We start from the raw sequence: 21,795 nt of genomic DNA, 5'->3' as shown, positions 1-21,795 counted from the left end.
CGGACCATCCGTTGCGGCCGCGGGCAGCTCCGTCGCGCCCTCATCTGCCTCGATCTTCTAGGAGAACACAATGTTCCAACTCGCCCCGAACATAGACCTCATGTTTACCGAAGCAGGCAACAGTGCCGCCGCCCGGGTCCGGGCCGCGGCGGCGGCCGGCTTCGGTGCCGTGGAAATGTGGGGTCCCGCCGGCAAGGACCTCCCCGCCCTCAAGGACGCCCTCAAGGAAACAGGCGTCCAGCTCACAGCCCAGCTGGCGGAGCCGCGCATGCAGTTCATGCTCCCGCCCAGGGACCACTCACCCTTCTTCCACGGCCTCGATGAGGGTGTCAGTACTGCCCTTCTGCTGGGGTGCCCGCGGATGGTTGTCCAGGCAGGAACAGGGTTCGGTGGCCGTAAGCGGCAGGACCAGCTGGACGAGCTGATCGAGATATTTGCCAAGGGTTCCGCCCAGATTGAAGGCTCCGGCATCACGCTGGTCCTCGAGCCACTGAACATTCGTGTAGACCACCCCGGGGCACTGCTGGACCGGACCGCGGAAGCCGTCTACGTGGCCAGGGGAGTAGGTTTGCCCAACTTCGGCGTTGTCTACGACCTGTACCACTCAACGGTCGAGGGGGAGGACGTGGCTGCCGAACTGGCCAACGCCGGGGACACGATCAAGTACGTTCAGATCGCTGATGCCCCGGGCCGCGGCGAACCAGGCTCCGGAGCCATCGACTGGGCGGCACGGCTCACAGATCTGCAGAACAGCAGATACGACGGCCCCATCGGCCTGGAGTACTACCCAACAATCGAATCGGCAAAGTCCGTCCGGATGATCCAGAATCTGGTGGCGGCGTCATGAGCAGCAACCGGTACCCCACAGCCGTCGATGTCGCCATCGTTGGCAGCGGCCCCACCGCAGCGGCGTACGCCCGGATCCTCAGCGAGGAAGCCCCCGGTGCCACCATCGCCATGTTCGAAGTTGGCCCCACGGTCAGCAACCCGCCGGGCGCGCACGTCAAAAACATTGAGGATCCGGAACGCCGCAGCCTCGCGCAGCGGGCTTCGGAAGGACCGGGAGCGGGCGCCGAAACCGTGGTCTCGCCCGGCGCCGTCAAGAGCGGTGCACGCCGGGCCCGGCCCGGAACCTACCTGCTGGAGGACGGCTTCGCGTTCCCCGGGGAGGACGGGCTGCCCGTGGCTGCCATGTCCAGCAATGTGGGCGGCATGGCTGCCCACTGGACCGCCGCCTGCCCGCGGCCGGGCGGGGAGGAGCGCATTGCTTTCCTCCCGGACCTGGAACAGCTTCTCGACGACGCCGGCCGCCTCCTGGGAGTCACCAGCCGCGCCTTCGACGATGCCCCCTTCGCAGATGTTGTCCGCGAACGCCTTGCGGCCGCCGTGGACTCGGGCCGTGACCCTGCCTACCGTGTCCAGGCGATGCCTCTTGCTGTACACCGGCGCCAGGACGGGGGCCTGGTCTGGTCCGGGTCCGACGTCGTGATGGGTGACGTGACCCGGGACAATTCGCAGTTTGAGCTCTTTGACGAGTCGCTGGTGACCCGCGTGCTGGTGGAGGACGGTACTGCCACCGGCCTCGAGGTGCAGGACCGGCGCACCGGCACCACTCATCAGGTGACCGCACGTTATGTTGTGGTGGGTGCTGATGCCCTGCGCACGCCGCAGCTCCTGTGGGCCTCCGGCATCCGGCCCGACGCACTGGGCCGGTACCTGAACGACCAGCCACAGGTGGTGTTCGCCAGCAGGCTGCGCGATGTCACGGCTGCCAATATTCCGCCAGCCGCTGACGGTGCACTCAGGGAGCAGAGCGGGGTGTCGTGGGTTCCTTTCACTGACGAAACGCCTTTCCACGGCCAGATCATGCAGCTTGACGCGTCCCCGATCCCGCTCGCCGAGGATGACCGGATCGTCCCGGGATCCATCGTGGGCCTTGGGTTGTTCTGTGCCAAGGACCTCCAGCGGGAAGACAGGGTGGCGTTCGACGACGACGCCCGCGACTACTACGGGATGCCCGCCATGCGCATCCACTACCGACTGACTGAGCGGGACCACGAAGTGCTGGAACGCGCGAAGGATGAAATCGTCCGCCTCGGCAATGCGGTTGGCGAACCCCTGGACGCGCGGCCGTTTGTCCTCCCACCGGGAGCGTCGCTGCACTACCAGGGCACCACGCGGATGGGCCTGACGGACGACGGCGAGAGCGTGTGTTCGCCGGACAGCGAGGTTTGGCAGGTCTCCGGCCTCTTCGTGGCCGGTAATGGCGTCATTCCCACCGCTACGGCGTGCAACCCCACGCTGACGTCCGTGGCGCTTGCCGTGCGCGGCGCCCGCAAGATTTCCGAGGAGCTGGGGACGGCATTGGCCGTCCCTGGGTCCGTGACAACACAGATAAGGAGCCCTCGATGATCGCTGACCGCTTGATCGAGCAAGGAACACTCACTACACAGGACGGCCGTACCGCCGTCGAAGTCCGTATCCCCTGGTACCGGGCGCTGCCCGGATCCTGCATTGCCGGTGCGGCGCTGACCGTGGACGGGGTAGAGGCCCCGGCGGATTCACTGCGCTGGACCATGAACAACCGCACGTTTCGTTTCGACGAACTTGTGGACGAGACCGGGGAATGGTGGTTCCCGCTGGATTCAGCCGTTCTCTCCGGCGAGGTCCCGGTCCAGGACAACGAGTCCGGGCACGAGGTCCGGGTGGACCTGAAGCTTTACATCCCCTACATCATTACCGACCACGGCGTGCTGCATATCGACGAGCACGACACCAAGACCATGAAGGTGGCACAGCGATGATCAGCCTCGGCACGCCGATCCAGGGCGTTACCCTTTACAGCTTCACCCGGGCCTTCCACTCCCGGCAGTACGACCTCGATGGCCTGATCCGCAAGGTGGCGGCGGAAGGCTTCGGCCCGGGCCTTGAAGTCATCGGATTCTCCAGCCTCCGCGGCTTCCCGGAGCGGGTCGAGGACAGCTTCGTTGGGCATTTCCGCGATCTGGTGGCCGAGGTAGACCTGATCCCCACCTCGCTCGCCGTCAACGTTGATACCGGCCTTCGCCGCGACCGGCTTATGAACCACGACGAGCTCGTCGAATACATGAGAGGGCAAATCGAAGTGGCGGCCAGGCTCGGCTTCCCGATTGCCCGGGTACAGATCTCCCTGACCCCCGACGCCATGGAAAGCCTGCTACCCGTGGCGGAGAAGTACGGTGTCACCCTGGCACTGGAAGTCCATGCTGACCAGCATGGTGCGCACGAGCGAATTCTTGCCCTTCGCGACCGCTACGAGAAACTCAATTCGCCGCTGCTGGGTTTCACCGCAGACTGGGGTGCCACCGTGACCGGTTTTGCGCCCTCTCTTCTGGAGGCGTATCGCCGTCGCGGCGCTTCGGAGGACCTGCTCCGGCAGGTGGTCGACCTGTGGAACGGCTTCTACGCCGAAGGACCACCCATCACCCAGAAGGTCCACGGTGAGCGCTTTGGTGCCTTCATCGGCCTGGCGGCCCGCAACGGACGCCCGGACCTGGGCATTGACTTCGGAATCAACGGAACCGGGCTTTTCGGTCCGGCATCGCTGGACACCTGGCTCGAGATCATGCCCTGGGTACGCCACGTGCACGGCAAGTTCTTCGGGATTGACGAGAACGGCGAAGAGCCCTCGGTGCCGGTCCGTGGCCTGGTCCGCCAGCTCGTGGAGAACGGCTACTCCGGTGCGATTTCCAGCGAATACGAAGGCTGGCACTGGAACAACTGGCAGGACCCGTTCGAGATCATCCGCGGTGAACAGGCCGTCCAGCGCTCGGCTGCCGCAGACGCCGGTTCGGCCATGATCACAGACCCTGCAGAAGCCCGACGCATCCTCAACAGCCACCTCGCACAGCCCGTCCGCGGCTAAGAAAGAGCAGGATCACGACATGTCAGCAAGCATCGCAGGGGCAGCCCTCGAGCGCCCCGCCGGTACTGCCGGGGCGCCACCCCTGCGGGTGGCCATGATCGGCTATGGCTTCATGGGCGCAGCCCACTCCCAGGGCTGGCGCACCGCGCCTCGGGTCTTCGACCTGCCTGCCGAGCCGGAGATGGCGGTGATCGTGGGCCGCCACGCCGAAGCCGTGGCTGCCGCTGCCCATAAGTGGGGCTGGGCCGAATCCGCCACAGACTGGCGGGACGTGATCGTCCGGGACGATATCGACGTCGTCGACATCGTCACCCCCGGCGGCTCCCACGCCGAAATCGCAATCGCGGCGCTAGAAGCCGGGAAACACGTATTGTGCGAAAAACCGCTGGCCAACACGGTGGCGGAAGCCGAAGCGATGGCCGAGGCTGCGGAGCGGGCCGCGGCCCGGGGCATCCGGGCGATGGTGGGCTTCACGTACCGCCGCGTTCCAGCCATCACCTTCCTTCGCAACCTCATCGCCGAAGGGGCCGTGGGGACGATCAACCACGTGCGCGCCTCCTACCGGCAGGACTGGCTCGTGGATCCGCAGATGCCGCTGGCCTGGCGGCTGCAGAAGGAGCACGCCGGTTCCGGGGCGCTGGGGGACATCGGTGCCCATGCCATTGACCTGGCCCAGTTCGTGACCGGGCTGAACCTGAGGGAGGTGTCCGGGGTCATCGACACCATCGTGAAGGAGCGGCCTGTCCTGGATTCCGGTTCCGGGCTTTCCGGCACTTCCGGTGCAGGCTACGGCGAGGTGACCGTGGACGATATCGCCATCTTCACCGGCCGCTTCGAAACCGGGGCACTCGCGTCCTTCGAGGCATCACGCTTTGCCACGGGCCGCAAGAACGCGCTGGAAATCGAGGTCTCGGGAGACGAAGGGGCCCTGGCCTTCGACCTTGAGGACCTTAACAGCGTCCAGTTCTACGACCGGACGGCACCCGCAGACCGCCAGGGCTTCAGGAAGATCCTGGTCACCGAGGCGGAGCATCCCTATGTCTCGGCGTGGTGGCCGGCAGGGCACATGCTCGGCTACGAACACGGTTTCTCCCACCAGGTCAAGGACCTTGTGGAGGGCATCATGGGCGGCGTCGACCCGCACCCGTCGTTCGCTGACGGGCTGAGGGTGCAGCGGGTGCTCGAGGCCGTCGAGCGCAGCTCCGAAAATGATTCCGCCTGGACGCAGGTCGCTGCCGGCGTTCCCGTGCTGGCGGGTTGAGGAGAAGAAGCAGATGGCACGACCAATCACACTGTTTACCGGCCAGTGGGCCGACCTGCCGTTCGAGGAGGTGGCAAGGCTAGCCGGCGAGTGGGGCCATGACGGCCTGGAGATCGCCTGCTGGGGAGACCACCTGGACCCCTGGCGCTGCGGTGACGACGCCTATGTGCAGGGACAGCTGGACATCCTTGAACGCCACGGGCTCAAGGTGTGGACCATCTCCAACCACCTCAAGGGCCAGGCTGTCTGCGACGACCCGATCGACGAACGGCACCGCGGCATCCTGTCGGACGTCGTATGGGGCGACGGCCCGCCCCCGAAAAGATGATCGACGCCGGCTACCAGGACTTTGCCGACCGGTGGAACCCCATCCTCGATGTCTTCGAGGAGTGCGGCGTCCGGTTCGCCCACGAGGTCCACCCGTCCGAGATCGCGTATGACTACTGGACAACGCACCGCACCCTGGAGGGGATCGGTCACCGCGAGGCCTTTGGGCTGAACTGGGACCCGAGCCACATGGTGTGGCAGGACATCGACCCGGTGGGGTTCCTGTGGGACTTCAAGGAGCGCATCTACCACGTGCACTGCAAGGACACGAAGAAGCGGCTCGGCAACGGCCGCCTTTCATCGCATCTGCCCTGGGCTGATCCTCGCCGCGGCTGGGACTTCATCTCCACAGGCCACGGCGACGTGCCGTGGGTGGATCCGTTCCGGATGCTTAATGCCAATGATTACCGCGGTCCGCTGTCCGTGGAGTGGGAGGACGCCGGCATGGACCGGATGGCTGGCGCCCCCGAGGCGCTCGCGTTCGTGCGCCGGCTCTCCGGCTATGAACCCTCCGCAGCAGCTTTCGACGCCGCTTTCAGCACCAAGTAGGAAGACCGAGTCATGAACCCGACCCGAACACCGGAGCAGATCCTTGCCCGGATGAGTTATGCCGATAAGCTTGCCCAGCTCCAAATCGTCTGGAAACCGGATTCGTCCGATGCCCGGAAGCTTGCCAGCGGGGGTGCGGGCGCCCTCTTCTGGCCAGCAAGTGCAGCGGACACCAACGCGCTGCAGCGCGCAGCAGTGGAACAAAGCCGGCACGGGATACCACTTCTTATCGGGCTGGACGTCGTGCATGGTCAATTCACCATCTTCCCGACGCCGCTTGCGCAGGCGGCAAGCTTTGACCCGGAGGTGGCAGCGACTGACGCGCGCATTTCAGCGATGGAATCACGCTCGGCGGGTGTCAACTGGACGTTCTCGCCCATGATCGATGTCAGCCGGGACCCCAGATGGGGCCGGGTGGTGGAGGGCTTCGGCGAAGATCCTTATCTGAATGCCGTGTTCGGCGTGGCGAAGATCAACGGGTACCAAGGTTCGAGCCTTGCTTCGGGGACCTCCATTGCTGCCTGCGTCAAGCACTTCGTCGGATACAGTGCCGCCGAAGGAGGACGGGACTACAACACCGCTGACATCTCGGTCCAGCGGCTCCGGGACATCTACCTGGAGCCGTTCCGCGCCGCTGTCAGATCCAAAGTCGGAAGCGTGATGGCGAGTTTCAACACCGTCTCGGGAGTGCCCATGCACGCGAATCGGGAGCTGCTCACTGATGTGCTGAAGTCCGAGTGGCAGCACGCCGGAGTGGTCGTCGCCGATGCCGGTGGAGTCGGGGAGCTCGTCCAGCACGGCATCGCCAGTGATGCGGCCGACGCCGGACGACTTGCCCTGGGCGCGGGTTTGGACGTGGAAATGGGCGGATCCTTGCTGATCGATGGCGTGCCGATCATTCCGGAGGGCCGGGTGGATCCGGCCCGGATCGATGACGCGGTCCTCCGGGTCCTTCGGCTGAAGGAGGCCCTCGGTTTGTTCGATAACCCCTACGTGGACGAGAGCTCAGCCGCGACGGGACCGACCGAAAAGACGCTGGCGGCGGCCCGCTCAACGGCCTCCAGATGCGCGGTGCTGCTGAAGAATGACGACAATATTTTGCCGCTGGCCGCGAACGGCAAACGTGTTCTGGTGGTAGGTCCCTACGCCCAAAGTACCGATCACCTTGGTGCCTGGGTCCAGTATTTTGCGGCCCCCACGAAACGTTCCATCGCAGATTCCCTTGAGGCTGCGCTGCCCGGGTGCAGCATCACCTCCCTCCCCGGCGGAATGTTTACCTCCGCAGATGCCGCGCTTCAGGAGGAGGCGCGGCGGGCCGCCGCGGAGTCCGACGTCGTCATTGTCGCCGTAGGGGAGCCGAGCGCACTGTCAGGGGAAGCAAGCTCCCGGAGTTCCCTCGACCTTCCCGGCGACCAGGAAGAACTGATTCACGCAATAGCGGAAACGGGAAAACCCTTTGCCGTCGTGTTGATGACGGGCCGTCCCCTCATCGTCAGGGAGTGGATCGACGCCTGCCCCGCCCTCCTGCTGGCATGGCATTTGGGCTCCGAGGCCGGGGACGCGATCGCAGACGTCCTCACGGGAGCTGTGAACCCGGGCGGAAAGCTCCCGATGTCCTTCCCTCGTGCGGTGGGGCAAATCCCCATCTATTACAACCACGAATCCACCGGACGGCCCGCCCGGTCAGGCGGCAGCCTCAACGATGATCAGCCCGACATTGGGCTCACAGGTCCCAACAACACCGACGACTTTTACAAATCAAAGTACATGGACCTCGAGCTGGGGCCTCAATTCCCCTTCGGCTTTGGGCTCAGTTACACCGGGTTTGAGCTCGAGAGTGTGCCACCGCAATGCTTGAGCATTTCACTCGCGGAACTGCAGTCCGGCCGCTCAATGACGTTTGAGACGACAGTGAGGAACATCGGGGAAAGGGACGGGGACGAGGTGGTGCAGCTTTACGTTACCGACTGTGTCTCATCGATGGCCCAGCCCGTTAAGCGTCTGCGCGGCTTCAACCGTGTCTTCGTACCTGCGGGCGAGGCTCGCACTGTTTCGCTGGCGGTCGACATCGAAGATCTCGGCTTCTGGACCAACAACCCGGAAGGGGAGTTCGTCGTCGAACCGGGGGACTTTGTGATCTCGGTCGGCAACGGAACTACCCACCAGACCTACCAACTGGTGGTTACCGACGATTCGCCTGAGCCCCGGGAGGTGCCCGGCCTGGCCACGGGTCCGGAAGGGCAACGCCGGGCTGACCTGAAGGATGGCTCCTACATCAACCCGGTCTTTTCGGGTGACCACCCGGACCCTGCCATTCTGCGTGACGGCGATGACTATTACCTGACCTTTTCCTCCTTTGAATCCACACCGGGGCTTATTATCTGGCACTCACGTGACCTGTTGAATTGGGAACCCCTGGGACCCGCCCTTGCGGCGCCTATCGGGAATGTCTTCGCAGTGGACATGTGCAAGGTCGACGGAACCTACTTCATCTACGTCCCTGTCATTCCGACGGCGTTGTCGCCGGATCCGACTGGGCCGCCGCAGATCTATGTCATTCACGCTGAAAGCATGGCCGGTCCGTGGAGTGAGCCCAAGAGCATGGCCATCACCGGCCACATCGATCCGGGACACGTGGTGGGAGAAGATGGGCGCCGCTACCTGTTCCTCAGCGGTGTCAGCCGGGTGCCGTTGACACCTGACGGATTGGCCACGGATGGAGCCATCGAGCATGTGTACGACGGCTGGCGCTACCCGGATGACTGGATCACCGAGGCCTACGCCCTCGAAGGCCCCAAACTTACGCAGCGTGATGGCTGGTTCTATCTCACGACGGCGGTCGGCGGTACGGCCGGTCCGCCCACCGGGCACATGGTCACCGTTGCCCGCTCGCGTTCGGTTCACGGGCCCTGGGAGGACTGTCCGGCCAACCCGATCATCAAGACCTGGGATTCAGCGGAACCGTGGTGGAGCAAAGGGCATGCAACCCTCTTCGAGGGGCCGGGCGGCCAATGGTGGAGCGTGTTCCACGGCTACGAGAACGGGTTTGCCACCCTGGGACGCCAGACGCTGCTCGAGCCCATCGAGTGGGGCGGGGATGGTTGGCCCAAGGCCATGGGCGGAGACCTCTCGGTGCCAATGCCCGCACCCCTTCCGCCGGCATCCTTGGCCGGGGAAGGTACGCGCGGACTTGTACTCAGCGACGACTTCTCGGAACCCCGTTTCGGCATCCAGTGGTCCTTCCACGCACCGTCGAAGGATGAGTATCTCCGTTCGTCCTTCGATGACGGGCTGGTCCTCCGTGCCCGGGGCACAAGCCCAGCGGACAGCTCGCCCCTGACCTGCATCGTGGGGGACCGCCGCTACGAGATCCGTGTGGACATGGAGCTGCGGGACGGGGCGCAGGGAGGCTTGTTGCTGTACTACAGTGACCGCCTCTTCTGCGGCATGGGCCACGACGGGGACAAGATGAGCACATACCGCGCCGGGAAGTCCATCTTTTACTGGTCGGAGCCGGCGCCGTCCGCCAGCGTCATCCACCTGCGGATTGTCAATGACGGCCACATCGTCACCCAGTACTACAGCCTTGACGGAGTCGACTGGACCAGGCATGGCTTGCGCTTCGACGTCACCGGGTACAACACCAATACAGCCGATGAGCTGTTCAGCCTTCGGCCCGCACTGTTCTCTGCTGGCACTGGAAGTGTACGTTTCCGCAATTTCCAATACCGCGTCCTGGCGGACTGACGGAGAGGGGGAAACCGTTCCCAACGCCGCGAACGAGGGCTTGGGGCACGGATAACCGGGGCACGGATAACCTATGGGTATGAAGAACCTGGACCTGAACCTGTTGCCCCAACTGCAGGTCCTGTTGGAACTGCGGAACGTCTCCAGGGCAGCTGAAAGGCTCCAGCTCAGCCAGCCAGCCACCAGCGCCGCAATGGCCAGGCTCCGGCGCCATTTCGACGACGAGCTCCTGGTGCGGAACGGCCGCACGTATGACCTCACGCCCTTCGCGCAGTCCCTGGTCCCGCTGGTCGATGAAGCGATGCTTCACGTCCAGCGGGCCACGCGTATACGGTCCGGCTTTGACGCCGCGACGAGCGAGCGGGAATTCATCATCGCGGCCTCGGACTACGCGGCGGCGCTGATCGTGGGACCGCTGCGGGGGATCCTGCGCGAGGCGGCCCCCGGCGTGTCAGTGGATTTCGTTCCCACGGCCAAGTCCGGGATCCAGGGCCAGATGGCTGACTACTCGAAAATCGACCTGCTGATCGGGCCCACGGGGTACCACATGCAGGGAGCGAGCAAGCAGCTCTTCCGGGACAGCTTCGTGGCGGTGGCTGACGCCGGGAATCACCTGCTCCAGCAGCCCCGGCTCAGCCTCGAGGACCTGGCCACCGTTCCGCACGCTGTTGGCTATTTCGGGGAGGGAATCAGCACCCCGGCGGACAAGCTGTTCGAGTCGCGGGGCATTCAGCGCCGCGTGGTGGCTGTGGTGGCCGGGTTCCTGTCCCTGCCGCTGCTGGTGGAAGGGACGGACCTGGTGGCCCTGGTCCCGGGGATGCTGGCAGCACGGGCCCAGCGCGGCGCCGAAATCGCTGTGCTGGGGTTCTCCGAAGACGCTGAAGCGTCCCTCGTGGAAGCGATGTACTGGCACCCGTCCCAGGCGGAGGACCCTGCCAGCGTCTGGCTGCGTTCCGTGGTCCAGCGGGCCTGTTCGCGGCTGCACGAGCTCTTTCCCGTCACCGCTCATCCGGTGACTATCCGTGCGACGGATACCACCTAGACTCAAAGCGCCGTTCCCCATCCGGACCATCCCTGCGAAAGTCGAAGAAGCAATCTTTCGGAAGGATCCCCTTATGCCTGTCTCCAGCCAGCGCCTGGCCGGCAAAACCGCCGTCATCACCGGAACGGCCAGCGGCCAAGGCAGGGCGGCGGCGCTCGTCTTCGCGGAGGCAGGGGCCTTAGTGGTCGGCTGCGACATGGACGACGACGGCGCCGCGGCCACCGTCCGCCAGGTCACCGCAGCCGGGGGCCGGATGAACAGCAGCCGGGTTGACCTCACGGACGAGGCCGCCGTGGCGGCATGGGCGCAGGAAGTGGCCGCAAACCACGGCCAGGTCCACATCCTGTATGCCAACGCCGCGGTCACCCGCTTCGCACCGGTGGAGCAGCTCACGTTTGCCGACTGGAAGTGGAATGTTGAACACGAGATGGATGTCGTGTTCCTGCCGGTCAAATACTTTTGGCCGCAACTGATCCGGGTGCAGAATGCCGCCATCGTGCTGGTGGGATCCACAGCAGGAGTGACCGGTTCCATGACCAACGGCCGGCTAGCCCACACCGCCACCAAAGGAGCCGTGGTGGCCATGACCAGGCAGCTCGCGGCCGAAGGGGCTCCGCATGGACTGCGCGTCAATGCTGTCAGCCCCGGAATGATCCGCACCGCAGCCACCGAGGGCAACCTCCTGGCCACCGACCACCCCATGCGGTCCATCGCCGGCAGCATCCCGCTGGGCCGGATCGGCGCCCCGGAAGAAGTGGCCAAGTGCGCGCTGTTCCTGGCCTCCGACGAAGCCTCATACGTGACGGGCGCCAACCTGATGGTCGACGGCGGCTGGTCGGCCGTGCTGCCGGGCTAGCTGGAAGGTAGATTCGCGTGCCCTGACCGGTGGCGGTTCCTCAGGCTTGAAGGGCGAGGTTCCTGGCCTCGACCAGGGAGCGGAAGTAAGCGACAGAGGATGAGAAGTCGGTTGTGGGGGTGAACTCCAGGCCGATCGATCCCGAGTAGCCGTTCTTCTCGATCACGTCGAGCCAAACGGACCAATCCACCACTCCGGTCCCCGGTTCTTTTCGCCCCGGTGCATCTGCCAGGTGCACATACTCGACGAGGTCAGCGCCCGCGGCGAACTCTTTCGCGTAGTCCTCGCCTTCGGAGAAGGAGTGGTATGCGTCGAACAGCCAGCGGAGGGACGGGTCATTGACGGTACGGATAATTTCCATGCAGTCGGCGTTGCGGTCCAGGAGCAGCCCGGGGTGGTCAACGCGGGTATTCACGGACTCGAGCAGAATGGTGATGCCGGAGCCGCGCACGCGGTCCACGGCGATGGCGTAGATTTCCGCGAGCCGGTCGAGCTGAGTGCGTCGGATCTGGCCAGGGAAACCGAGCCCTGAGTCCACAATAACGAAGGGGCACTCCAGGAAGCGCGCGTCCTCGATGGAGCGTTCCAGGCCCGAGAGGAACTTCTCGAGGTCTGCGTTCGGCCACACGATGTCCATTCGGGGTTCGGCGAGGATGGATACCAGCCGTGTTCCGGTCGCGTCCAAGGCTGATTTGATTGCTGGCAGATCTTTATCGGAGGTAGTCCAGATGTCCACCTCGTCCAGGCCGGCCGTTTTGGCCGCCTCGATGCGCGAGGGCACGTCTGCAATGTCGGGGAAGTTCAGTTCGAGGTTGGCGGTAAGCGTGAGCATGGTGTGTTCCTAACGGGCAGGCGTCAGCAATGGGCAGGGGCGGCGGGGCCTGAGGCTACGGGTGGGTGCCGCCGACGGTATGAAGGGGAAAATGGCCGCGGTTGCGCGGGCGGACGCGGGCAGCAACCCGGGTCACGGCCTCGCGCCGTTCACCCACGGTGTTCTCGATGGTGCCGATGCCTTCGACGACCATACGGACCACGTCGCCGGTCTTCAGCGGCGGGGGAGTCTGGGAGCCGTTCCGTCCCCACAGCTCGGCGAGGCAGCCGCTGCCGCACGTGCCGGAACCCAGCACGTCACCGGGCCGCACCACGGAGTCCTGCGATGCGTAGGCCACGAGTTCGGCGAAGGGCCATCCCATGTTGGAGAGCAGATCCTGGCCGATGAGCTGCCCGTTGACTTCCACGGTCATGGAGATCGGCAGGAACCCCTCGGCGTCGTGCAGGTCCTCGAACTCGTCGGCGGTGACAATCCAGGGTCCCAGGGTGTTGGAAAAATCCTTGCCTTTGCACGGCCCCAGACTGACCTTCATCTCCCGGCGCTGCAGGTCCCGTGCGGACCAGTCGTTGAGCACCGTGTAGCCGAAGATGTGCGCATGCGCCTGCGCAGCGGTGAGGTTGCGGCCGTCGCTGCCCGGGACGCGTCCGACGACGGCGGCCACTTCGGTCTCAAAGTCCAGGTCCTCGCAGCCCGCCGGAATACCAATCACCTCGCCGGTGCCGGTCACCGTATGCGGGTTGGTGAAGTAGAAGGTGGGTGCCTCGTACCATTCGGGCACCACGCCGGCTATGCCGTCGATGCTTTTCCGCACGCCTTCGACGTGTTCCTCGAACGCCACGAAGTCCCTGATGGTGGCGGGCACAAGCGGGGCGAGCAACTCCACGTCGGCCAGCTGAACGGCCCGGCCCGAACCGATGGTCTGCCGGGCAAGACTCAGGGTTTCGTCCAGCCCAGCGTCCAGAAGGGTCTGGACGCCCTGGCCTGCGGGCAGGGCGTAGCAGTTTCCGTTATCCAGGAAGCCGGACTGCGTCCCGCCGTCGTGGTTCCAGCGTGCAATCTTGACCATGACGAGTGTTCCTTAGGCTGTGTGGCGGGCGGCGAGGACTGAGGCGGGCGTGATGCCCAGGGCAGCGGCGTTGCCGGCCAGCACCCTGGCCTCTTCCTCGGGAGGAAGCAGTGCATCGATTACCTCCGCCACGGGTCGGTCGGAGCCCATGTCGAACGGGTAGTCCGAGCCGAGGAGCACCTGTTCGGGGCCCGCGGCAGCCACGAGGGCCCGCAGTTCGGCCTGGTTGTGGACCAGTGAGTCGAAGTACAGCTTCTTCAGGTAGGACGACGGCGGCTGGGCGCAGCCGTGCGCCTCCGGCCGGACCTTCCAGGCGTGGTCGGAGCGGCCCAGGCTGGTGGGAAGGTAGCCGCCGCCGTGCGCCGCTAGAATCCTGAGGTCCGGGTGCCGGTCCAGGACCCCGCTGAAAATCAGGTGCGACAGGGCCACCGCGTTCTCGGCGGGCTGGGAGACGGTGTTGGCGAGGTAGAAGCGGTCCAGCCGCTCGTCCAGCGAGCAGCCGAACGGGTGCAGGAACACCAGGGCGCCCAGTTCCTCGGCCCGGCTCCAGAACGGTTCCAGCCTGGGGTCGGAAAGCTCAACTGTGCTGCGGTCTGGGTCCCCAGGGGTGCCGGCGAACGAGCCGATTTCCACGCCGAGCAGCCCGCACTCCAGGACGGCATGGTCCAGGGCTTCCACCATCCGGGAAGGGTGCTGCAGCGGCACCAGGCCCAGGCCAGTAAGGCGCTCCGGCGCGCGGTCCACGAACTCCCGCACCGCCTGGTTGGCGGCCTTGGCCACCTGCAGGGCCAGCTCTTGGCCAGCGAAGTAGTAGAAGTGCGAAGGCGACGGCGAGACCAGCTGCACGTCCACGCCTTGGGCATCCATGTCAGCCAGCCGGCGGTCCAGATCCGTCAGCTGCGGCCAGCGCTCCTTGATCATCTTGCCCGAGGCGGCCATGGATTCCGGTCCGTTGCGCCGGACTTCCAGGGCCTGCTGGGCGCCGAAGCCCTGCGGATCAGCCTCGGCCACGAGCTGCTGCAGGGCCGGAAGCAGGATGTGGGCGTGGACGTCCACGATCGGGGGTTGTCCTTCAGCGGTGCTCATGCGGGCTCGCTAACCAAGCTGGAGACTGCATGCATGAGGCCCGGCACGTTGGCGTCGCGGACGCCGTCGAGCATCCACTGGCCCAGCTGGACAGAGGCATCCACCACTGCCTTGGCCCGGTTCAGGCGCCGGTCGGTGAATTCCTTCCACAGAGTCTCGGTAACGTCGTCGGCGCCGATCAACAGTTCGGCCAGCACGGCTGCATCCTCCAGTGCCATGGCGGCACCTTGGGCAATGGTTGGCGGGCAGCTGTGGGCGGCGTCGCCGATAATCACGGTGCGGCCGCGGTTCCACGGACCGTCCACCAGGTGGGTGGTGAACCATGTGTAGTTGATGCGGGCACTGTGGTCCAGGTTCGCGCGGATCTCGTTCCAGGGACCGCCGTAGGCGGCGGCGAGTTCGGCCATGATGCGGGGGCCGTCCTCATGCTTGCGCTCCTGCGCCTTTTCCACGAGATAGGCGTAGATGGTGTCCGGGCCGGTGGGGCAGTAGCCGGCGATGAAGCAGGGACCGCCGTACGTGAGGTCGGTGCGGACCACGTCCTGCGGCCGTTCCACAAACGCGCGCCAGATGCCCATACCGGTGGATGCGGGCTCCAGCTCGATGCCGATGGCCTTGCGGACAGCGGAGTGCAGGCCGTCGGCGCCGATCAGGAGGTCGTAGCTGGCGGTGGCGCCCTCGGCGGTGCTCACGGTGACTGAGCCGCCGTCGTCCGTGATACCCGTGACCGTCTTGCCGTAACTGATCCGTGCGCCTGCCTGTTCTGCGCGTTCGCGCAGGATGGCGGTGAGGTCGGGGCGGTACATGCCGAAGGTGGCAGGCAGATCATCGCCGCCGGTCCGGATGTCCTCGAGGACAGCGATGACGGTGCCGTCGGGGTTCGGGGCGCGCAGGCCCAGGGTGCTGAAGGCGTAGCCCTTCGCCTCGATCTGCTCCCACAGGCCGAGCTGACGGAGGATCCGCAGGGCGTTTCCCTGCAGGGTGATTCCCGATCCGAGGGTCTGCGGAGCCTCGGACTTCTCCAGGATCTCGACCTGGATTCCGGCGTCGGCCAGGAGGATGGCTGTGGTCAGACCTGCGGCTCCCGCCCCGACGATTCCGACGTTCTGTACTGCTGCCATCGCTGACTCCTTTGTATTGACGGCGTAACTGCTGGTGGTGGTGTTGCTGTTGTGCTGGACGCTAGCGGATGACGATTACCGGACTGCGATCGGGTTGACGGGCGACCCCACGGCGCCGGTGATCGGAAGAGGCGCCGCGGTGAGCAGGAAGTCGTACTTGCCATCCGCTGCGCACGCTTCCGCGAGGCCGTCCGGGTCCCACATTTCGCCCAGGAACAGCCCGAGGTTGGGGATGGCGATCTGGTGGAGCGGCTGGAAGGCACCGTTAAACTCGTTGGGACGGACTTCGAAGCCCCAGGTGTCGGTGGCGATCCCGGCGATTTCGCTGCGGTGCAGCCAGGGTGCGGTGGTGAAGGACAATCCCGGTGCTGATCCGCCGGCGTAGTCACCCCAGCCGTCGCGGCGGACCCTGGTGTGCTGGCCGGTGCGGATCACCACGATGTCGCCCCGGCCCACCCGTGAGCTGGGACCCTGGAGTTCAATGGTCCGCTGAAGGTGTTCGGGGGTGATGGCGAAGCCGTCCGGCAGCTCGCCGTCGGTCCTGCCCAGTTCCGGGCCGAGCGCGCGGCCGACGTCGAGCAGCACCCCCCGGGTGACGATCTTCGCCGCCGCGGTTTCGATGCCGGTCACCAGGTCGCCTTCGGAGGTCACGACGTCGCCTGCGGCGCGGCCGTTCCAGGCTTTGCCCTGATCGAAGATGTGGCCCAGGCCGTCCCACTGTGTGGAGCACTGCAGCGGCATGGCAATGACGTCGTCCGCGCCGCCGAAGCCGTGCGGGAACCCCTGGTTACCGCGCTCGGCGTCCACGCCGGTGTCGGTCATGGTGTGGACGGGGTTGGTGCGGCGGCGCCAGCCCTTCTGCGGCCCGTTGGTGTCGAACGGCTGGGACAACGAGAACGCCTCGCCCGTCTTCACAAGGGCTGCTGCTTCGATGCGTTTGGCCGCGTCGATGAAGTTCAGGGTTCCCAGAACGTCATCGTCACCCCAGCGGCCCCAGTTGTTGTGGGCCTCGGCCATGGCCCGGATGCTCCCAAGCGGGTCCTCACGCCGGATCGCCGGGGAAGCAGTGGTGGCTGATTCCCCGGTGCCGGTGGCGGGAGCGGTGTCCTGGGTGGTCACTTCTGGCTGCTTTCAGTCTGAACTTCGTCCCTACAGCGGATCAGCTGTGTACCCAGGCCGGTGATGGTGCCTTCCATGACGTCGCCGTCCTGGAGCAGCCGGCCCCAATGCTGGCCGTTGCCGGCGGGGCTTCCGGTGAGGACCAGGTCGCCGGGGCGAAGAGGCATGATTTGGGACGCCTCGCTGACCAGCTTGGCGACGCCGAAGATCATGTCCTGGGTGGATTCGTCCTGCATGGCGTGGCCGTTGAGCTTCAGGGTCACCCGGACGTCCTGAGGGTCGCCGAAGAACTTGGCCGGCACCAGCAGCGGCCCGGTGGGCAGGAAGCCGGGGGCGTTCTTGGCGCGGTACCAGTCCGAGCCGATGGCGGGCATGTCCTTGCGGAAAACGAACTCACGGGTGGTGATGTCGTTGACCATGGTGTAACCGAACACGTACTCCAGGGCTTCCTCGGGGGTGACCCGGAAGGCCGTCCTGCCGATCACTGCCGCCAGTTCCAGCTCCCAGTCATGGGACCTGCTGTAGGCGGGCAGGGTGAGGTCGTCAGTGGCGGAGGCGATCGCCGTCGGGAGCCCGATGAAGAAGTACGGCGTGCCCTGGCCCGCCCGCTTGTCCATCATGGCCGCGGTCCTGGCGCGTACTTCCGCTTCGTCCTGGCCCGGTTCACGGTGTGCTGCGGCGAGATCGATTACGTGCTTGCGGTAGTTCGCGCCGGTCTGCAGAACCTGAACCGGCTCCACCGGTGCAAGAACCTCGACGTCGGCAAACGCCAGGCCGTCGTCCTCGCCGGCAGAGGAAGCGAAGGTGTCCAGCTGGCTTTCGGTGGTGTCCCAGTGCTCGATCAGGGAATTGATGTCCCCGTCCAGCGGCAGGACCCGGCCGTTGACCAGCACTCCCACCCGGGCCTTGCTGTCACCGGGCTCCTGGAACCTGATGAGGGAGTACATAGCTTCTGACATGGCGGTCTTAGCCCCGTCCGTGCTGGGCGTATGGGTTCAGCAGGGCTTCCTTCATTTCCGGGGAGGCGCCTTCTTCGGTGGCGGTGAAGCCGTCGGCGGGAGGGAAGGATTCGGTCATGGACAGCGGCATGGCGCCGTTCTTGTAAAAGTTGTTCGAGCCCTCGGACGGCTTCCAGGTGCTGGCTTCCCAGTCGGGGACGTAGTTGCGGTAGCCGCCGGAGTTCAGCTCCACGCGCAGGCCAGACGGATCGCGGAAGTAGAGGAAGTTCTGCTCGCCCACGCCATGGATGGAGGGGCCGTATTCCATGGGAGTGCCGTTTTCCATCATGACGTCCGCAGTGCGGAGCAGGTCTTCCGTGGCGTCAACCCAGAAGGCGATGTGGTTGAAGCGGCCGGCGCGGCTGGACGTGTCCTTGACGACGCCGAGGTCGTGGGACTTTTCGTTGGTGGTCAGCACGGAGAAGACAGTGATGGGGGCCTCATCCAGGTCCACGAATGCCATGACGCGGAAACCTAACGCTTCGTTGTGCCACTTGGCAAAGCCGCGGACATCGGGGGCCGCCACCGTGACGTGGTCCAGGAAACGGGGCGCGGCGGCGTGGCTGCTGCGGCGCTCCGGGCGGTCCGGATAGGTGGATTCAAAACCGGGCTCAGCCACGAACTTCTCAACTTCAAAGAAGAGGCGCATGTGGTGGCCGTAGGGGCCGGTGAATTCATAGGCCTTGCCGTAGCCGTGGCCGCCGGCGGTCCAGGTGCCCTGAACCCCGGTTGCCTCGACGCGCTGGGCCGCTGCTTCTAGGGCTTCCTGGGAGTTGGTACGCCAGGCCATCCGGCCCAGGGCGGCTTCCGGCCCTTCGATGATGACCAGGCTGTAGCGGTAGTAATCGCCCCAGCAGCGCAGGTAGACGTTGCCGTCCACCCGGTCGATGATGCGCATGCCGAACTTTTCCTCGTAGAACCGTGCCGAGGCTTCGACGTCCGGGGCGGTGATCTCGAGGTGGGCAAGATGTGAGAGGGGAGTTTCCACGCTGAATTCCTTAGTTGGTCGAACTGTGCAGAGGGTTTGGTTGGGCTTCCCTCCAACTGTGACTCCGATCATGTATTCGAGGAAGGCGTCAAATTGGATAGTAACTATCAGTCCCACAAATATGTTGGCCAGGGGTGGGGATAGGTCTTGGAGTGCCGCGAGAGCAGGTCTGAATCTGAGAATGGCCGTTCAGGCTGCACGGACCGCCAAACGACGAGGGATCCACGCCTCGGGTCTTGCCCTATAACGTGGATCCTCTGGGAAGCGCCGGCTAGAACCAGGCGGGTGGGTTTTGCCGGCTCAGGACGCGGGGAGTCCCCGGTGGTCCATGGTGATCTGACGCGCCAACCGGTCGAGATAAGTGCGGATTGATTTTGCCATGTCGAAGGATCTTGATGACAGGCCCCATTGCAGTGTCAGTCCGTCGCTTGTAGCGAGTACTTCCCTGGCTATTTCCTGAACATCAAGGTCAGGCTTAAGAATGCCTTCCTGGATGCCGTCAGTCATGGACGCCGCGAGGAAACCGATAATTCTGTCGTAGCGGTCGCGGAAGTATTGATGGGCCGGATGGTCCGGATTCACAGCCTCGGCGGCTAACACCACATACATGTGCGAGAGGCCGGGTTGGGTGGTGTTGTATTCGGCGAGGTCCGCAATTCTTGACAACAGGATCAGGGCATCGCCCCGGCCAGCCTCCAGGTCCTTGAAAAACATCTCGCCCGCGAGCTTCTCCCGGAGTTCCAAAACTGCTGTCAGAAGCTCACGTTTGGACCCAAAATGATGCAACAGCCCGGCATTGGTAAGTCCCACGTCGGCTGCAATCTTAGGGACAGATGAGCTCTCATACCCCCATTGGGCGAAGTGCAGGATGGCCGTTTGGAGTATCTGCTCCCTCCGCTCATCAGCGGCCGCATAGGATCCGGATTTCCGCCGATGCCGCTTTGCAGGCGTTGGTGTTATCTCGTCCGTACTCACAGCTCCACGGTATTGCATCGCATCCGCTCAAAGCCATAAAAACCGCTCGGTCTTTCAGTTTTTGCATTGGGGACTTCTGCTTATCGCTCCTGTGCCCGACGGGCACACGCGTTTGGAGTCGGGGAGTGCGACGGGGGTGCCGCCTCCAGCGCGCAGTGCCCGCGATGTCGCGGGCACTTTGCCTGGTGGCTGCGCCCCCGACAGGGCGGGGAGATGGCTGAGATAAAAACCTGCTTGCATGTAGGGTTTTATGTGTCTATGCTCGGTGGAGCCAGCACAGTGGCTGGTATCACATAATCCCGGCCCCGACTTCTCACAGGCTCAGGCCGGCCGGGTCTATCCGAGAGGACAGAGCGATGGCTCGCTCCCGCACAACGTCGTACGGTCCCGCAGTTCAAACTTCGGCATCGGGTTCTGACAACCAGATAATCAATCAAGCACCGCGTGGCCGGATGGGCGCCCGGCTCACCCTCCTGGTGGTCTGCCTGCTTTGGCCGGCCCAGATGCTGACGGTGGCAGGCATCTTTACGTCCATTTCCCAGGCAGCCATTGCGCAGCACTTCCAGACGACACAGATCGCGTGGTTTGCGCTGATCTACACCCTGGTGGGATGCCTGCTCACGCCCTTCGTGGCGAAGTTCGGCGACATGTTCGGCAAGCGACGGGTCATGCTGATCATCACGGCGATTGGCGTCGTGGGTGATGTGATTACGGCAATCGCACCCAGCTATGAGTGGATGCTCGTTGGGCGCGTCCTCGCCGCGGGCTACGCCCCGATCATGGCTTTGGTGTTCGCGACCATCAGAGACGTCTTCCCGCCCAAGTATGTCGGAACTGCCAGCGGTGCCGTGGGCGCCGGCACCGGCATCTTCGTCACGCTTTGCCCCCTGCTCGCCGGCGCGCTGCTCGACCTCGGCGGCTACCAGGCGGTGCTCTGGACTCTGTCCGGCATGACTTTCATAGCGTTCCTGCTGATCCTCGCTTTCGTTCCCGAGACCCCGCGCCACTCCAGCGGTGCCCACTTCGACTGGATCGGCGGCCTCCTCCTCGGCGCAGCAGTGACCACCCTGGTCTACGTCGTCGGACAGATCGGCATCTGGGGGTGGTCCGACGCCAAGACGCTCGGCCTCATTGCCCTTGCTCTGATCCTCGGGTCGGCATTCGTGGTAGTTGAGCTCAAGACCCAGTTTCCCCTCCTGAACGTGCGCATGTTCAAGCGCCGTGCCTTCTCCACGGTCATTCTCTCCAGCTCGTTGGGGCAGGGTGCCACGTTCGCCGGCGCCACGATGATTGTGTTCCTGGCGTTGTTTCCCCATATCCCCGGCATTTCTGATTCGCTGGGCTGGTCCGGCACGCAGACAGCATTCGTCGGCATGCCGGCAGGTATAGTCGGCCTCGTCGCCGGTGTTCTGGCCGGAGTTGTGACAAGCCGCCTCGACCCCAGACGGCCCTTCGTCGCTGGCCTGGCCGTCGCCGTCGTCGGGAGCGTTCTGCAGTCGATGTTCCACTCAACGGAGCTCGAGGTCATCCTCACGAGCGTCGTCCTTGCCGCCGGCACCGGCATGATCCTCGCCTGCGGACCGGCCATGATCGTGCGCACTGTTTCCCCCGATGAGCAGGGGATTGCGAGCGGCATGTCCGTACTGCTGAGCAACCTCTTCACCGCGGTTGTCGCACAAATCATGTACGTCAGCCTCGCTTCTGGAGGGGCCGTCGCCAACGGCACGCGGTTCTACCTCGACGCGGGATTCCGCAACGCATACTTGGCGTTCGCCGGAGTCTTCGCGGTGGCCCTCGTCATCGCCCTCGTCATTCCCCGACTGCCGCTGCAGCAGGAGATCCTCGAAGGCCACGGCGACATCGCCCCTGTCGAAGTGACCGCGGCCTCAAACATCACCCGCTGACCGGCCCGTCCCCGTACCTC

General features: G+C 64.9%; 17 protein-coding genes and 1 pseudogene. 10 read left to right on the top strand and 8 right to left on the bottom strand.

The window, feature by feature from the left end:
• The first annotated feature begins 70 nt into the window (after window positions 1-70).
• The 9 genes and pseudogenes from AB4089_RS18625 (at window position 71) to AB4089_RS18585 (ending at window position 11,686) form a co-directional block, all read left to right on the top strand.
• On the top strand, window positions 71-847 hold the full coding sequence (locus AB4089_RS18625) for a TIM barrel protein (RefSeq protein WP_441410757.1): 777 nt from the start codon (window positions 71-73) through the stop codon (window positions 845-847).
• A complete protein-coding gene (locus AB4089_RS18620; RefSeq protein ID WP_441410756.1) occupies window positions 844-2,412 on the top strand; it encodes a GMC oxidoreductase in 1,569 nt (522 codons plus the stop codon). Before AB4089_RS18625 ends, AB4089_RS18620 begins: the two co-directional genes overlap by 4 nt.
• The gene (locus AB4089_RS18615) at window positions 2,409-2,804 is read left to right on the top strand and encodes a C-glycoside deglycosidase beta subunit domain-containing protein (RefSeq protein WP_441410755.1); all 396 of its coding nucleotides are present in this window, start codon (window positions 2,409-2,411) and stop codon (window positions 2,802-2,804) included. Before AB4089_RS18620 ends, AB4089_RS18615 begins: the two co-directional genes overlap by 4 nt.
• Window positions 2,801-3,904, top strand: a complete 1,104-nt coding sequence (locus AB4089_RS18610; protein WP_441410754.1) for a sugar phosphate isomerase/epimerase family protein — start codon at window positions 2,801-2,803, stop codon at window positions 3,902-3,904. The genes AB4089_RS18615 and AB4089_RS18610 overlap by 4 nt, the downstream gene beginning before the upstream one ends.
• Window positions 3,905-3,998: 94 nt before the next feature.
• Complete coding sequence (locus AB4089_RS18605) at window positions 3,999-5,165, top strand: Gfo/Idh/MocA family protein (RefSeq protein ID WP_441410848.1); 1,167 nt, start codon at window positions 3,999-4,001, stop codon at window positions 5,163-5,165.
• A 13-nt stretch (window positions 5,166-5,178) separates the two neighbouring features.
• A pseudogene (locus AB4089_RS18600) lies at window positions 5,179-6,041 on the top strand (sugar phosphate isomerase/epimerase family protein).
• Between the two features lie 12 nt (window positions 6,042-6,053).
• On the top strand, window positions 6,054-9,788 hold the full coding sequence (locus AB4089_RS18595) for a family 43 glycosylhydrolase (protein ID WP_441410753.1): 3,735 nt from the start codon (window positions 6,054-6,056) through the stop codon (window positions 9,786-9,788).
• Window positions 9,789-9,867: 79 nt separating this feature from the next.
• Window positions 9,868-10,830, top strand: a complete 963-nt coding sequence (locus AB4089_RS18590; RefSeq protein ID WP_441410752.1) for a LysR family transcriptional regulator — start codon at window positions 9,868-9,870, stop codon at window positions 10,828-10,830.
• Window positions 10,831-10,903: 73 nt separating this feature from the next.
• Window positions 10,904-11,686, top strand: a complete 783-nt coding sequence (locus tag AB4089_RS18585) for an SDR family NAD(P)-dependent oxidoreductase (protein ID WP_441410751.1) — start codon at window positions 10,904-10,906, stop codon at window positions 11,684-11,686.
• 40 nt (window positions 11,687-11,726) lie between these two features.
• Here the strand turns inward: AB4089_RS18585 and AB4089_RS18580 are convergent, their stop codons facing one another.
• The 8 genes from AB4089_RS18580 to AB4089_RS18545 all read right to left on the bottom strand — a co-directional run bounded on the left by AB4089_RS18580 (window position 11,727) and on the right by AB4089_RS18545 (window position 19,871).
• Window positions 11,727-12,518, bottom strand: a complete 792-nt coding sequence (locus tag AB4089_RS18580) for a TIM barrel protein (RefSeq protein WP_441410750.1) — start codon at window positions 12,516-12,518, stop codon at window positions 11,727-11,729.
• A 55-nt stretch (window positions 12,519-12,573) separates the two neighbouring features.
• Window positions 12,574-13,584, bottom strand: coding sequence for a fumarylacetoacetate hydrolase family protein (locus AB4089_RS18575; RefSeq protein ID WP_441410749.1), 1,011 nt, complete (start codon window positions 13,582-13,584; stop codon window positions 12,574-12,576).
• Window positions 13,585-13,596: 12 nt separating this feature from the next.
• Window positions 13,597-14,670, bottom strand: coding sequence for an amidohydrolase family protein (locus tag AB4089_RS18570; RefSeq protein WP_441410748.1), 1,074 nt, complete (start codon window positions 14,668-14,670; stop codon window positions 13,597-13,599).
• Window positions 14,667-15,791, bottom strand: coding sequence for an FAD-dependent oxidoreductase (locus AB4089_RS18565; protein ID WP_441410747.1), 1,125 nt, complete (start codon window positions 15,789-15,791; stop codon window positions 14,667-14,669). Before AB4089_RS18565 ends, AB4089_RS18570 begins: the two co-directional genes overlap by 4 nt.
• Window positions 15,792-15,866: 75 nt before the next feature.
• Window positions 15,867-16,910 carry a cyclase family protein gene (locus tag AB4089_RS18560; RefSeq protein WP_441410746.1) on the bottom strand — a complete coding sequence of 348 codons (1,044 nt, stop codon included), beginning with the start codon at window positions 16,908-16,910 and terminating at the stop codon, window positions 15,867-15,869.
• On the bottom strand, window positions 16,907-17,869 hold the full coding sequence (locus AB4089_RS18555) for a fumarylacetoacetate hydrolase family protein (RefSeq protein WP_441410745.1): 963 nt from the start codon (window positions 17,867-17,869) through the stop codon (window positions 16,907-16,909). Before AB4089_RS18555 ends, AB4089_RS18560 begins: the two co-directional genes overlap by 4 nt.
• 7 nt (window positions 17,870-17,876) lie before the next feature.
• Window positions 17,877-18,896, bottom strand: a complete 1,020-nt coding sequence (locus AB4089_RS18550; protein ID WP_441410744.1) for a VOC family protein — start codon at window positions 18,894-18,896, stop codon at window positions 17,877-17,879.
• 300 nt (window positions 18,897-19,196) lie between these two features.
• Window positions 19,197-19,871 carry a TetR/AcrR family transcriptional regulator gene (locus AB4089_RS18545; RefSeq protein ID WP_441410743.1) on the bottom strand — a complete coding sequence of 225 codons (675 nt, stop codon included), beginning with the start codon at window positions 19,869-19,871 and terminating at the stop codon, window positions 19,197-19,199.
• Window positions 19,872-20,323: 452 nt separating this feature from the next.
• Between AB4089_RS18545 and AB4089_RS18540 the strand changes: the two genes are divergently transcribed.
• On the top strand, window positions 20,324-21,775 hold the full coding sequence (locus AB4089_RS18540) for an MFS transporter (RefSeq protein WP_441410742.1): 1,452 nt from the start codon (window positions 20,324-20,326) through the stop codon (window positions 21,773-21,775).
• The last annotated feature ends 20 nt before the right edge of the window (window positions 21,776-21,795 follow it).

This window comes from Arthrobacter sp. 2MCAF15 (genome assembly GCF_052115605.1).
GTDB lineage: Bacteria > Actinomycetota > Actinomycetes > Actinomycetales > Micrococcaceae > Arthrobacter.
The sequence above is the reverse complement of the archived record's forward strand: the minus strand, read 5'-3'. Positions and strand labels throughout refer to the sequence as shown.

What these genes read in the sequence shown, in the direction of transcription:
- AB4089_RS18625 (WP_441410757.1), top strand. Translation starts at nt 71, where the DNA reads ATGTTCCAACTCGCCCCGAACATAGACCTCATGTTTACCGAAGCAGGC.
- AB4089_RS18620 (WP_441410756.1), top strand. Translation starts at nt 844, where the DNA reads ATGAGCAGCAACCGGTACCCCACAGCCGTCGATGTCGCCATCGTTGGC.
- AB4089_RS18615 (WP_441410755.1), top strand. Translation starts at nt 2,409, where the DNA reads ATGATCGCTGACCGCTTGATCGAGCAAGGAACACTCACTACACAGGAC.
- AB4089_RS18610 (WP_441410754.1), top strand. Translation starts at nt 2,801, where the DNA reads ATGATCAGCCTCGGCACGCCGATCCAGGGCGTTACCCTTTACAGCTTC.
- AB4089_RS18605 (WP_441410848.1), top strand. Translation starts at nt 3,999, where the DNA reads ATGATCGGCTATGGCTTCATGGGCGCAGCCCACTCCCAGGGCTGGCGC.
- AB4089_RS18595 (WP_441410753.1), top strand. Translation starts at nt 6,054, where the DNA reads ATGAACCCGACCCGAACACCGGAGCAGATCCTTGCCCGGATGAGTTAT.
- AB4089_RS18590 (WP_441410752.1), top strand. Translation starts at nt 9,868, where the DNA reads ATGAAGAACCTGGACCTGAACCTGTTGCCCCAACTGCAGGTCCTGTTG.
- AB4089_RS18585 (WP_441410751.1), top strand. Translation starts at nt 10,904, where the DNA reads ATGCCTGTCTCCAGCCAGCGCCTGGCCGGCAAAACCGCCGTCATCACC.
- AB4089_RS18580 (WP_441410750.1), bottom strand. Translation starts at nt 12,518, where the DNA reads ATGCTCACGCTTACCGCCAACCTCGAACTGAACTTCCCCGACATTGCA.
- AB4089_RS18575 (WP_441410749.1), bottom strand. Translation starts at nt 13,584, where the DNA reads ATGGTCAAGATTGCACGCTGGAACCACGACGGCGGGACGCAGTCCGGC.
- AB4089_RS18570 (WP_441410748.1), bottom strand. Translation starts at nt 14,670, where the DNA reads ATGAGCACCGCTGAAGGACAACCCCCGATCGTGGACGTCCACGCCCAC.
- AB4089_RS18565 (WP_441410747.1), bottom strand. Translation starts at nt 15,791, where the DNA reads ATGGCAGCAGTACAGAACGTCGGAATCGTCGGGGCGGGAGCCGCAGGT.
- AB4089_RS18555 (WP_441410745.1), bottom strand. Translation starts at nt 17,869, where the DNA reads ATGTCAGAAGCTATGTACTCCCTCATCAGGTTCCAGGAGCCCGGTGAC.
- AB4089_RS18540 (WP_441410742.1), top strand. Translation starts at nt 20,324, where the DNA reads ATGGGCGCCCGGCTCACCCTCCTGGTGGTCTGCCTGCTTTGGCCGGCC.